The organism is Pseudomonas sp. NFPP12 (assembly GCF_900103205.1).
Lineage (GTDB): Bacteria > Pseudomonadota > Gammaproteobacteria > Pseudomonadales > Pseudomonadaceae > Aquipseudomonas > Aquipseudomonas protegens.
Genome location: NZ_FMWW01000003.1, coordinates 863,214 through 876,275, shown reverse-complemented (window position 1 = coordinate 876,275; position 13,062 = coordinate 863,214). Strand labels below are relative to the sequence as shown.

Sequence of the window (13,062 nt, the reverse complement as noted above, 5' to 3'; positions counted from 1 at the left end):
GTGCCCCGGCCAGCGTCGCGGTTGCCCTTATTTGCCAGACAGAGAGCCTCAATGAGTTCCGACCGAGCCCAGCCCGCCTCGAGCTCCCATGCCCATCCACTGATCGACCGAACCCAGGTCGGCGCCCGCCTGCGGACCATTCGCAAAAACCAGAAGCTGACCCTCAAACAGCTCTCGGAACGCTCCGGCGTGGCGCTGTCGACCCTGTCGAAAATGGAGCTGGCCCAGGTCTCGGTCAGCTACGAAAAACTCGCCGCGGCGGCCCGCGCCCTGGGCGTCGACATTGCCCAGCTGTTCACCCCCGCGCCGAACCTGATCCAGACCGGCGGCGCCCAGGTGCAACCGACCGTGGTCAGCACCACCATTGCCGACGCCCCCGGCTACAGCACCGGCAACTACGACTACCACCCCATGGCCGGGGACTTTCCCGGGCGCAGCATGACCCCCATGTACGCGCGGATCTTTGCCCGCGAGCTGCAGCAGTTCGAGGATTACATCCGCCACCCCGGGCAGGAATTTGCCCTGGTGCTGTCGGGGCGTGTGCGAATTCAGTTCGAGACCGGGGAGGCCGTGAGCATCGGCCCGCAGGAGACTGCCTACTTCAACAGCAGCATTGGCCATATCTACCTGGCGGAAGGGGATGAGGATGCGGAAGTGATGGTGGTGATGTCGGAGCGTTGAGGCCCCTCACCATCGAGCAAGGCATCCACAATTCCCAGTACAAGTGGTTAGATTCAACCTGGACGTTTCGCACAATAGAAACAGACTCTGCACCCTCTTGAGCCATAAGCGGTTGGAGTTGAAGGTAATTAGAACTGTTGTGCAAAGCTCGAATTGTATTTGGCGCAGTTCAAATCCTGATCCTCGCCAGCATATCTTCGCCGTCTGCATCCATACCAACCTCGACAAACCCGAAACTGGAGTAGAACCCTTTGGCTACGATGTTGTTGGGGTTGTAGCAGATTTCAATTTCTTCCAAATCCGCGATCTGTTTTATTTCATGTAGGGCGAGGCCCAGCGCTACTCTACCGATGGATTTCTGCTGATGTTCTTTGTCCACCATAAAGCGCCAGATAGAAACTTTACCTTTTGACTCTTGCACCCACATAAAGAAGCCTACGGGCTCTCCATCCGCGATGATGGCGCGTGTGAAGTAACCTGGGTTGTACGCAGCCTCAACGAGCGACCAGGTATTACTTGCCACGTAGTCTTCCTGCTCTTCAGTAACCTCCAGTTCACAAATCGCTTCATAGTTTTTTTGCGTTACTTGGGTAAGTGAGATTTTCATAAGTCTCCTGAACTGGGGTGTGGATAAGGCTCAATTAACTTTCACGGGCATTCAGTTCCTCCTGCGCCTTCGCCAGCAGCGCCACGAACAGTTCGGCGCTGTCCTGCGGCAGGCTTCGCACTCTAGCTGTTGCAGTTCACGGCAGTGCTGGGGCGGCGGGGGATTCCGCTTAGCTCTCCATGCAGCTCCAAGTAAGGTTTGAACTCCTCTGCGGCGTTCGTGCGGTATACGTCGTCACCAGGCTGCGTCCGTCGGTCGTGGTCGCCGTACACCGGGATCTTCGGTTTGTGCCCTTACTCTTTCGTATGGTCCAGCCATTCTTGGTAGGTGATACGGCTAATGTGTTCTGTCCGATAGTCTTGGAGGAACTGGTTGTATTTGTTTTCTTCCGTGTGATGAAAGCGAAAGCCACACTTGGATTGAGCAGCATAGGACTGGATGTTGTTGGCGAAGTAACCACACCAAAGTGCTTTGAGATTCAGGTTTTCAAAGGCGTGTCGCATCACTTCACGCACGGCTTCCGGAATCAGGCCTTTGCCCCAGTACGGCACACCGATCCAGTAGGCGATTTCCCCTTCCTGCTCACTGATTTCAAAATTGCTGTTGCTGCCTATGAGAATGCCCACACAACCAACAGCGCGGCGATTTTCCTTCAGTTCGACCGCGTACACCTCGGGGTGATTGAAGACCGTACGGATGATGTCGGCACTGTTCTCCACACTGGTATGGGGGGGCCAGCCAGCGATAGGGCCGACTCGGGCGTCTTTGGCATATTCGTATAGATCGGCGGCGTCTGTGGCCTGCCAGGGGCGAAGCAAGAGTCGTTCTGTTTCAAGTGTCATGTCCTGTACCCGAATGGATTGGTTCGTTCGGGACAGAGTATTGGGAGACAGATCATCGGTACACGCCAGTACCTCGGCTTTTTCGGTACTTTTCGAAACAGCTGCGCCAAGCGGTGATAGGATTTTGGCTCTTGTTTGTTGTAGCGCTGGGGCACTATGCATCACATTCCGAAACTTTCCGCTCCTGACGACTCGATGCGGATGGGAGAAACCACGCTAGCGGAAGGGCTCGGTTTACCGCTCTCCTTCGGCCACGCTTACTTGACGCTGCTGGTATGCCTCTGCGGTAGTGCCCACTTCACTCTTAACTTCAAAGAGCATGCGGTTAGGCGCGGTGGTGTGATGCTGCTGGCTGAGGACACTATTGCCTTGCTCAAACGTCGCTCGCGCCGCTTCAAGGTGTTTTTCTGCCTTATGCCGAAAAGTTTTGCCGCAGAGGTTGCCTACCCTCTGCCAAATACCTTGTTCGTATTTCTGCATGACCATCCTCATTGCATTCCATCCAAGGACGACATGCCGCTGATAGAGGGCTGGGTGACGCAGATGCGGAACATTGCGCAGACCTGTCCCACCTACCAACGCATCATGTTGCGCAATCAGCTGCAGAACCTCTTTTTGAAAATAGCCGAGCAACTTCCAGCCAACCAGATAGAAAACAGGGGATTCAGCCGGAAGGAAATGCTCAGTTGGCGCTTCTGGGAATTGATAGGCAAACATTGTGTGCGCCACAGAGATGTGAAGTTCTACGCCGACGCACTGAATATCACGCCGTTCTACCTGTCGCAGTTGACCAAAGCGTTTTTCAATGACACTCCCAAGGGCCTGATCGATCGGCAGGTAACCTTGGAGATCAAGGCTCTTCTTTCATACAGTGACTTGGCTATTGGCCGTGTGGCCGACGAATTGAACTTCGTCGACGCGTCTTACTTGTGTCGCTACTTCAAGCGCCAAACGGGAATTTCGCTCTCCCGTTATCGTAAGCACAAGAGAGAGGAGGAGGAGCAGGACTGACCTGCGGTCGAAATGGAGGAGGGAAGGCGCACTACATTTTGATTACATATATAGCGTTAACTTTAGGTCGGCTGCCGCATTTCACAGCAAGCAGCATTCGGCAGATTCAGTTGAGAGTCGGGCTGCCTAAACGGATTAAATAATGGTTGGTTAAAACGCCTTTTTTGCAAACGACTAACTGAAATCTGAGTTCGGAAGCCTTTGCCGACGTAAAGAATTCAACTTCGGGCGCATTACTTTCTTCTGCAGAAACCATGGGCGACTTTTTCAACGGAGTCAGCCAAATGCAGTCACTCGAATGCGTCTACTAAACCAGGGCGGTTTAGTATTCCATGACATCATTCGGTATTCCAAAAATTACCCCTGAAGGGCTTGGAACACCCTGTCGAAAACAAGCACGTGTGGATTTTGTCGGACGTCTGCGGGCACTAATAGAGGCCAAGGCCCTGCATTTTCTGAATTCCAGGCACAAAAAAAGACGTCCATGGACGTCTTTTCTTGTTGAGTTGGTGGGCCGGGGTAATCTGAACTGGTCTTTTATCTCTTTGATAATTATAAGTAATACTAATTTCTTATCTTGATTGGAATACCATTTGGAATACCGCATGAAATAGCGCTCCGTTGATCCGCCGCTTGTATTCAATGTGAAAACCTTGCTTTGCTCATTCGCTTCCTGTCCAAGATGAGGTGGGCCCCTCGATCTGAGTAACGAGCATCTGGTCGACTATTTTGAACGAGGTCGGGCCTGAAAAACGTAGTATCACCTTGTTAGACGAGATGATCAGCCGACCTATGGCCGGATCAATCGGCCCGATCACTGCTCGAAGTTTTATGAAAGCGCTGAAGGTTATTTTAAATTAGATCTAGGGATCTGTTGCGCTATGTGCAGGCCATGCAGATTTCGGGACAGTAGCTCGCTGACGCTCGATCGTTCAGACGTTATGAAAGACGCCAATGTGAGTTGATGAACTCTTTTTTCCGTCAGAGTGTGTCCACAGCTCCCAGCGCGTTGTCGGCGATCTCAGTACCGACTGGATGGTAAACTCAATAGTTGCCGCTTAAATATCGAGCAGGTTTTCATTGATGGTGGACTGCAGAGAGGGGAGCAGGTGAGATAATGCTATTTGGAGTGAAAAGCTTAACACTCGTTACCTAACGCAGGATTGAGATCGTGCGGCAGGAAGCCGGGGAATGGGTTTGGAGTAAGGTTCGAATGGCCATGTTCGCGCCCATGACCACCCTAGCTTTACATCCTTGTTAAAACAAAAGCAGCGATAAGCCCTAGTCCAACAGCGAGTACCGGGGCGGCGCCGTAGGTGCAAAGCACCCCGACGAAGCTGCCTAACGCCGTGAGGCGAAGGTGTAGAGCTGCTGAACCAGCTTGTTCAGAAATGCCCATGGCAATCCTCCCTTGCTGTTCTCCCAGTCTCATAAAGCAGCTGGCAGGGAGGTTCAGACTATTTCTGCCCATTTCCTTTTTCCGCTCTCGCGGGATTTCCAGGAGGATGGCGGCAGATACCCAACTGGCCGGTTGCAGCACGATGAGTTGCATCGTGTGGCTTATGCTCGGAGAGTGGCCGCATGATATCACGCAGAACGATGCCCGGCAAAATAATGGTCGATCGACCGAATGAGGCTTTGTAGAATATGTGATAAAAAATTCCGTTATTGCAGGCTTGCGAGCCTCCTCAACGTTTCGATCTCACGCGCACGAATGTAGTCCGTTCCGGCGTTGGTGTTCCGCTCAAGCAAACCTTTTCCGCCATTGAGAGCAGCTCGTCGGCGGATGTCTCCATGTGATATCCATAGTTAGTTGATCCAGATCTTCCACGGACGTCCGCACTTACACCACTTTTGACCGGCGCAATAGTGCCGAGCGCATCTGATTCGGCCACGGATAGGAGTTGGTTCCTCTGTCTATCGATGTCCCTGTCATCTTCATTTTGAGTAGTAATCGAACTGTGGCCAAGCGCGCGGCTGAATGGTGAAAGCGTTGACGACAAGTGCCAAAACTTGCCTCAGTTTCAAGATAGAAAACAGTCATTGCCTCTTCGGGTAGTATTAGAAAACGTATCTCCGGGAGACGGGTTGCAGATACTTATTTTTTATTTAAAGATGCTGGTCAGCGTAGTCCCCAATAGTGCGATAACTATGGATACGCTTTGATAGCGTACAGTTTAGTCGTTTAACTCACCTTCTTATAGCTGCCCGCAGTAATTGAAAACTGATCCAGTCGGGCTGTGGTTGCAGACGGAAATGAGTGATCATGCCGTAAATCTGCGGCTGGTTCCGGTACTATAGCAAAGTTAGCGGCAGCGGAGCTTTCTAATCCATATTTGCATGCCTCTTCAAGATATAGGGGTTGGGTTTTAATTTCTTCTAATTTTAAAGCTGAAGGGTAGATATCGGGCTCGTGTTTTTAGCGCTGCGTGAGCAGACAAAATAGCGGAATGTATTTTCAATATTGTTTAAGCCGAGCTTTTAAAATGTTCGTTAATTTTTCCGCTGTATCTGGTTTTTAATGAATATATTTCTGTTAGGTTGTGCTGGAAAATTGCAAAGGAGGAGTATATAATGAAAATATTTACCGAATGGCGGTAGCGCCAGAGAATAAAAGATGTCCGAAGTTTTTTTAGATGACGCGCGAAACTTAAGAAAAAGAGTAAAGAAGAACTCTGTTGACGTTACGGTTACATCGCCACCATATTTTGATATGAAGGATTATGGCCATTCTGGGCAAATTGGATTTGGTCAGACGTATGATAATTATCTGGCGGATCTAAGGAAGATATTCAAGGATGTCTATCACGTTACTAAAGAGACAGGTTCTCTTTGGGTGGTCATCGACTCCTTTAAACGTGATGGTGCAGTCGTTACTCTCCCGTTCGATTTCGCTAGAGAGATCAGTTCGGTAGGCTGGAAGCTTCAAGACGTTATTATTTGGAAAAAAGATAAGACTGTCCCGTGGAGTAAAAAGGGCGCCACTAGAAAAATATTTGAATATGTACTCTTCTTCTCTAAGGGGCAAGACTTTAAGTATTACTCTGAACGAGCAAGAGAAATAAAAGACTTGAAGGAATGGTGGGTGCGTTATCCTGAGCGCTATAGCCCACATGGGAAAGCTCTTGAGGAAATATGGGAGTTTAGTATTCCCACTCAGGGGGCTTGGGGGGAGGGATATATTAAACATTTCTGTCCTCTTCCGGAGGATCTCGTCAAGAGGATTTTGACACTCACGACTGATGAGGGGGATACTGTTTTCGACCCATTTTCAGGGTCGGGTACCGTACCTGCGCAAGCCGCGTTCATGGCAAGAAAATACTTTGGGTTTGAATTGAATCCTGATTATCTGGATATGTTTAAATCGTATCTTTCCGATAATATAGAGCAGCGTTCAGCCGCATACTTGGCCTCGAAGGTATCCATAGACGCTGATGTCTTTAGAGAAACCATTATTCAGTTGAGAGTTCTAAAGTTTGCAAGGTTGCTTGCCAGAAAGTTAAAGTCTGTGGGGATCATTGTCGATAAAATTTGGGTTGAACCCCTCAGTCGTCCTGTTCGTGGTAAATATGACATTGTTTCAGCAAAGTATATCTTTTTAACTGATAAGGCCGTATCAGAGGATTGGTTTTTAAGTTCGGTTAAAGAAATTATTTCACACCCACCTTTATCAAAGTTTGGTATTTGTGCTGACTTTGAACAATTAGTTGATTTGAAAGACTTTGTTGATATTCTGCCGACGTCCGAAATGTACACTTATACCGCAAGCAATACACATCAATACAAAAAAACCGATGTGAAGAGCCAAATTCGCAAGGATGAATTTATATTCAGTTCGATTGCATTGAATATTAATGAAGAAATTTATAGGAGTGTTCGATGAAAGTGGCCAAGCCAGGAGCGACAAAAAAAAGTACGCAAAAAATTGACTGCGGCGGAAAAGATTGTAGTTCGGGCATTGGCTAAGAAAAAAAGAGATGAGTCAAAGTTTCGTAATTCAGCTAAAGAGATATTTACTAAGTCAGGATTTGAATTCATTTCTTCTGAAAATAAAGAATTTGTTTTGCATACCTCAGTAGGATCAAGGACTACCGAGTTAGATGGGGTCTTTGTGTATGAAAATGTCTTGGTGGTTATTGAGGATACATGTATTGCAACGCCAGGGCCCCATATAGCAAAAAAACAAATAGTGTTCGATTTAGCCCTGAAAAATAAAGTAGATTTTGTAGAGTGTCTTAAGCAAAATCTTCCTGATTTTGACAAGTATTTTACGTCTCAGCCTTATGAGCCAGTTGACTATGAACTTAGAATTGTATACTTCAGTATGCATTCAGTTGAGTCCGAGTACGTTGAAAGTGCGGCGCGTATAGGTGTTCAAGTCGTGGAGAGAGCGCTGACGAATTATTTCCATGCTCTTGTCAAAAATGTTTCTGTTTCCGCGAAATATGAAATCCTAAAATTTCTCAAAGTTGATTACAAAGATCTGGGTGCTGCTAAGTTATCAGGTGGCAGCTCTGGTGCGCTAAGTTCTTTTCAGGGTTTTTTACTGCCTGAAGCTAACAGTAGTTATCCGGATGGATACAAAGTTGTTTCATTCTATGCGGATCCTGCGTCACTTTTGAAAAAAAGCTTTGTGTTGCGCAAAAATGGTTGGGTTGAACCTAATTTGTCCTATCAGCGAATTTTAGATATGCCAAAAATAAGATCTATGAGGCAGTATCTTTCAGAAAATCGAAGAGTTTATTTGGGTAATATAATCGCCACTTTGCCCTCGTCGACCAAAATAAATGATATTAAAACAGCCAATCAGCTAGCGTCTAATGATCAGCTGAATGTGAAGCCTGTAAGCATATCATTGCCGGATGAATATAACGTTGTAGGTCTGATTGATGGCCAGCATAGAATTTACTCCTATCATGAGGGTGTCGACAGCTATGAGCCTCAAATTGGGCGTCTGAGAGTTAAACAGAATTTATTAGTTACCGGCATTATTTATCCGGCGAGTGTATCAGAGGAAGATAAAACGCTTTTTGAAGCTAAGCTATTTCTAGAGATAAATAGTCGGCAAACTAAAGTTAAGTCTGCTTTAACTCAAGAAATTGAGCTTATAGTTAATCCGTTCTCAGGTACAGCTGTTGCTAAAGCAATACTAATCAAGCTCGCGCGGAAAGGGGCATTGAAGGACAAGTTGGAGGAGCATGTCTTTGATGATGCGAAAAAGCTGAAGATCTCGTCCATTGTTAGTTATGGGTTGAAACCTCTGGTGAAATGGGAAGGTGGGGATTCACTGTTTACTGCTTGGCCTGAGGCTGCTAAAAAGTCAGAAATTTTGGCGAAAAAAAGTAGGTTGTCATTAGAAGCGTATATTGATTATTGCGTGGCACAAATTAATGACCTTCTAAATGCAGTGAAAGCTTCATATCCTGATGGCTGGCAAATAGGTCACGAGAGCAAGATTCTTACCCCGACTGCTATTAACGGATTTATAAAGTGCCTTCGGATTATTTTGGAAGAAGGTGATGCGCAAGGATTCGATCAGTATAGACGTAAGTTGACTGGCGTTAAGAACTTTGACTTTTCTCCTTACAGGTCTAGCCATTGGAATCAGTTGGGAACTGATTTGTACGAAAAGTTTTTTTCTAATTGACTTTTAATTACTGGATTCAGGCGTAATGGTTACCAGTCCGGATGTATTTACGCCTTCTCCTACAACCAATGCGGGGGTATTGCTAATTCATAGTTTTTCGAAATTATGCTGAGTGCTTCTATGATTTCTTTGTGTTTTCTCTGTTGGGTTTCACCCCAAGTGTTTCTCTCTTGTAAAAGATTTTGAAGTTCTTCAAGATTGTACATTTTTAAAGCATGAAAATTCTTCCATGAGGGTATGCCAAATAAGTTATAAATGGTGCTAGTGTCGTCTCGCTCGCTTGCTAATCGCTTTTGCCCCCTCAGCAGACCTTCGGCGTGTTTTGCGTCATCATGGTCTTCATAAGTATTTAATAGTTTCATTAAGCTGAGCTCATGGTGTTTTGAATGATGGGTGCAATTTATTGTATATTGGTGTCCGTATGTAGTCAAATGCACTCTTGTGTGTTGCTCTGTGAATTTTCTGTACGGATTATAGTTTTCGGAGGGTCTACATTGTTATTTTCTTTATTTTATTTTAGTCGGTATCGGATTTATTAAAATTATGGTTGAGCTCTTTCTGGGTTTATATTTTCCGTCAAGTAGTATTGCGTAGATGGTTCTTCTTTGTCTGGCAGAGTGATCTCAATTAAATATACAGATCTTTTTCCGCTCGTTATTTATAAGTTTGACCGCGAGTAAGGAATTAATTGTTAACACAAGGTTAAGACCGCGCGTTATAAGTTAGAGCAAGTAATGGGCGAAATGCGTCAGGTTTTTATCGCTGGATGTTTTACTGTGTTGGCGCTGATACTGAGGTGATCAAGCCGGATGAGCGTTCAGCCTTCACCAGGCGCCCTGATCTTTGGCCTGAGCGACAAAGCCGCGTTTGATGGTTCAACGAGGCAGGTACAAAGAATCGGGGGGCCATGAGCCACCCCTGTCTTTTTAGCATTCGCAGGAACGCCGCTACCAAACTTGCCTGGTCAATCTGTTTGCTCATTTGGAGCAGATGTCATCGGTCTTTCGATCTCTTCGATCAACTCTATGATGTCCCTGCGATCAATGGAGTTTTCTACCGAGGTTGCTTCTTCCTCATCAAGAGTGAGTTCCTGGAGATCGGGATCATCCAGCAACTCCTGCATGTTTCCAATTTTCGTCATCAGCCGACGGGCCACCGCTCGATCGATTGAGCCGACATCTCTAGGAAGTGCGTTTTGCATGATGTAGATCGTAGTGACAGCGTCTGGCTTCAAGCCAAGTCGATGAATCCTGTCGATGGATTGAAGATAGTGCGTTGCGTTATAACTGCGATCTACGTAGATCGCATCGTGGCAGTGCGTATGTAGGCTGATGCCTTCAGATGCCGCCGCAGGGTTTGCGATCATCACGTGGCAATTTGGGTCATCCTTGAAGCGTTTAAGCTGGCCTTGCCTGGATGCAGTGTCGGAAACATCGCCCAGTAAAACGGCACCGTGAATAGTGGCCGGGTTGTAGCCGGCTAGCGCGTGTGCAAGCTGGTGAAGGGTTTCTGTGAAAATAGTCCAGATAAGGACTTTTTTGCCCGCTGCTATGAGTTCCTGCGCGAGCGCTACCGTCTTATGTATCCTTGCTGAAGGCCCTTCTGATTTAACGGCCTCCAAGATTGCCGCGTTCTCACCTGTTTCGTGGTGCTGCTGCAGGTGAGGTATCACAAGAAGGGGGTTTGTGGCTGCTTGCAGTATGCGCATAACGCATTTACGAGCGTTGATCAGTGCCACACCGCCTTTACCGCTTCGAAGCTCACTGGAGCGGGCGGTCAAATCGCTTTTCAATATGCTGTAAAGCGCCAGATGCGCATCGGTCAATGTGACGGGTACGGTCTTTATGGTGCGCTTGGGTAGTTGTAAGTCTTTCTTTGTGGTGCGGACGTAGATGTCACCAATCAGGTCGCGTGGCTCATGGCCTGCAGAAATTTTTGATCCGTAACCATGGCCAGGCCATAAAAAATCGAGTTGTGAGGCGATGTCCTGCCGACCCTGAGGCATCGGGGTACCTGACAAGATGTCACGCCTTACAGCGAGGTAACCCATGCGAAGCAGGACTGAGCCTCGCTGGCTGGAGTGACCAGATTTCATGCGATGTGATTCATCCAGGATCAGATGCACCTTGTTCGTCGCCATGAAATTGCTGATGTGTTGATCAACCCGAACGAGTTGCTCATAAGAGATTATGAAGCGGCGTGAACCCGACGCCAGGAGCGATGCAATCTTGTTTTCTCCTCCAGTCAGGGGAACAAAATCAGCGCGTAGGTCCTGAGAGGCAGAAGAGTAGAGGCACTCATCTACCACACCTTCCCAAGCTGGAAAGGCATTATTCGGCGCAACGACAATGAGCGCGTCGATCTTTTCGCGTGAAAGTAGATGTAGTGCAAAGGTGACAGTAGTTTTGCCAGCCCCGGGAACTGAGAAGTTGGCTCCATTTGCCAGTGACAGGAGGTGCCGCAAGTTTGTCAGCTGGTAGTCCTTCAACTGATGGCTATCCATTTGCCAGCCAGCAGCTTCCAAGCGCGTAAGGATATCCGTTTCTGGCATCTGCAAAGCGATCGAGCCTGAAACGCTACTTACGCTCGCAAACTGTTCCATAAAACGTTGAATCCGCTCGGCCGAGCTTTCGTCAACGTCGAATATGAAATTGTGTTTGTGCTGTAGTGACGAAGACTCGCGCAGCACATTCAAAGCCGCCGGCCAAGTAAGTTCAAGTCGGTGAGAGGAAATGCGTGGCGCGGATTCTGCGTCTTGAGCGTACTGCTTCATACGAATCCAGATGTTATCGCTGACGCCAGCTCCTCGCGTGAAAACTCCAGCAGACGAACGTTCTTCGTATGAAAGAACGATGGTTGGGGTCATTTGCTTCTTCCTTGAGCTTGGCGATCAGACAGCTCCGTCAACAGCATTTCGCTGCGGCTGATGCAGCGCTCCAGGCAGCTTCTTAGGTCTTCGTGCGTGGCTGGCCCAGCCGTTTGTATATCTACAGCAGCAAGCTTTTTCTCTGCCTGAATCGCGAAGTCGAGTGCGGCTGCCTCTTTCTTTTTGCCCTGCTCTGCTGCAATCAAGCTCACTTGTTGGATCGTGGCAGTCAGTTTTTTCACAGCCTCAACGCTTTCTCTTTGAGCGTGCAGATAATCCACGAGCGGCTCATAGCTTTTTGCAGCTGGTCCAGACGGTTCAAACGAAATCTTGATTTGGGAAGGCTTTCTTGGCTCAGCCGCCGGCAACTCAATCTCGAGAGCATTGGCCAGGTTCTCTAGAAAGAGTTCAGCATTCTGCTCGATTGCGTTTATAAAAACGTACGCCCGGTCCGTGAGGTCTTTACGTTGCTCAATCAGCAAGAAGTCGAATTGCCGGGTGATATCCCGAACGCCGGAGTCATCTCCTTTGACGTTGTTTTTTAATGCGATTTGTTTGAATGCCTGTTCGGTTTCTCCTAATTGGTCGTAACTCTGAGGCCTGGAAAGCCACTCGTCCAAGTACAGGTCGGCGTTGTCGATCATCTTTGCTGCTCGGACGATGTCGGATCTGTCGCGATTCATCAGGTTTGCGATTTCATCGTCGGGTATCAGTGATTCTCGCAAATCCCGTACGGCTCGACCTAAAGCCGTCCATTCGTAAGGTAGCTTTGTTTCGGGTTGCATTTGCAGCCCGATTTCCAGCTTGAGGATTTCTGTTGGGCTGGCAGACGTCGGGAGAACCGAACATTTTATTTCTTGAAACGTCGCGAATTTCGCAGGATCGCTGGTCCATAGTTCGCGCATAGCGCTGAGGCGCCTGTTGCCATTAACCACGATGCCGTCAGATGAAATAATGAGATCTTCAGTTTGAATTCCGACTCGCCCCAACTCTGAGTGAATCGGGGTTACGGATTCGCCGCTTCCGGTTTGCGCTTGCTGGTAGAGGATCCGATGCTGCCTTGCTTGGACTGATGGGTCTTCCCGTCTTGCAGGTTCGAAAAATCCTACTTCCTGCTCACCGGCAGCGATCAAGCTCAACTGGGTATCGCGAGTACGATAGTTCTCCAGGCGGTAAATCAGAAAGTCTTCAGGCAATGATATGACTGGTAAATCTTCGTTGCCGTTTCTGAATTTGTACTCTTTTCGCACGTTATTGCGAACAAGCGCTTCTGTGATTCGTTGCGCTATCGCCAAGCGCCGCTCTTCCAGAGCTGTGACATGCAACGTGTATTGAGTCGTTTCCATGTGATTTCCTGATACCGCCTTTCAATTGATTGCTTCGTTGAAGCTACTCAGTGCTGCCCGGG

10 protein-coding genes are annotated in these 13,062 nt (G+C 48.0%); 4 read left to right on the top strand and 6 right to left on the bottom strand.

Translation table 11 applies throughout. The features are described from left to right. The first annotated feature begins 51 nt into the window (after positions 1-51). Positions 52-681 (top strand): helix-turn-helix domain-containing protein, encoded by a 630-nt coding sequence (locus BLS75_RS16770; RefSeq protein ID WP_072451322.1) that lies wholly within the window; start codon positions 52-54, stop codon positions 679-681. 169 nt (positions 682-850) lie between these two features. Here BLS75_RS16770 and BLS75_RS16765 read toward each other — a convergent pair whose 3' ends face one another. Then, on the bottom strand, positions 851-1,288 hold the full coding sequence (locus BLS75_RS16765) for a GNAT family N-acetyltransferase (RefSeq protein ID WP_065364642.1): 438 nt from the start codon (positions 1,286-1,288) through the stop codon (positions 851-853). Positions 1,289-1,581: 293 nt separating this feature from the next. After that, positions 1,582-2,130, bottom strand: coding sequence for a GNAT family N-acetyltransferase (locus tag BLS75_RS16760; protein WP_011059171.1), 549 nt, complete (start codon positions 2,128-2,130; stop codon positions 1,582-1,584). Between the two features lie 156 nt (positions 2,131-2,286). On the opposite strand from BLS75_RS16760, the gene BLS75_RS16755 reads away from it, so the two are divergent. Further along, a complete protein-coding gene (locus BLS75_RS16755; protein ID WP_072451321.1) occupies positions 2,287-3,141 on the top strand; it encodes a helix-turn-helix domain-containing protein in 855 nt (284 codons plus the stop codon). A 1,246-nt stretch (positions 3,142-4,387) separates the two neighbouring features. Here the strand turns inward: BLS75_RS16755 and BLS75_RS16750 are convergent. Continuing rightward, entirely contained in the window at positions 4,388-4,693 is a 306-nt protein-coding gene (locus BLS75_RS16750) for a hypothetical protein (RefSeq protein WP_030128116.1), read from the bottom strand. 1,065 nt (positions 4,694-5,758) lie between these two features. Between BLS75_RS16750 and BLS75_RS16745 the strand changes: the two genes are divergently transcribed. Both BLS75_RS16745 and BLS75_RS16740 read left to right on the top strand, forming a co-directional pair. After that, positions 5,759-7,024 (top strand): DNA-methyltransferase, encoded by a 1,266-nt coding sequence (locus tag BLS75_RS16745; RefSeq protein WP_072451320.1) that lies wholly within the window; start codon positions 5,759-5,761, stop codon positions 7,022-7,024. A 42-nt stretch (positions 7,025-7,066) separates the two neighbouring features. Further along, the gene (locus BLS75_RS16740; protein ID WP_143031432.1) at positions 7,067-8,788 is read left to right on the top strand and encodes a DGQHR domain-containing protein; all 1,722 of its coding nucleotides are present in this window, start codon (positions 7,067-7,069) and stop codon (positions 8,786-8,788) included. Between the two features lie 59 nt (positions 8,789-8,847). On the opposite strand, the gene BLS75_RS16735 is transcribed toward BLS75_RS16740, so the two are convergent. From BLS75_RS16735 to BLS75_RS16725, 3 genes are all read right to left on the bottom strand, one after another. After that, on the bottom strand, positions 8,848-9,150 hold the full coding sequence (locus BLS75_RS16735) for a hypothetical protein (RefSeq protein ID WP_072451318.1): 303 nt from the start codon (positions 9,148-9,150) through the stop codon (positions 8,848-8,850). Positions 9,151-9,752: 602 nt separating this feature from the next. Further along, the gene (locus BLS75_RS16730; protein ID WP_072451317.1) at positions 9,753-11,654 is read right to left on the bottom strand and encodes a DEAD/DEAH box helicase; all 1,902 of its coding nucleotides are present in this window, start codon (positions 11,652-11,654) and stop codon (positions 9,753-9,755) included. Further along, positions 11,651-13,000: a hypothetical protein gene (locus BLS75_RS16725; RefSeq protein ID WP_014719972.1), complete on the bottom strand. Its 1,350-nt coding sequence runs from the start codon at positions 12,998-13,000 to the stop codon at positions 11,651-11,653. Before BLS75_RS16725 ends, BLS75_RS16730 begins: the two co-directional genes overlap by 4 nt. Positions 13,001-13,062: the final 62 nt, after the last annotated feature.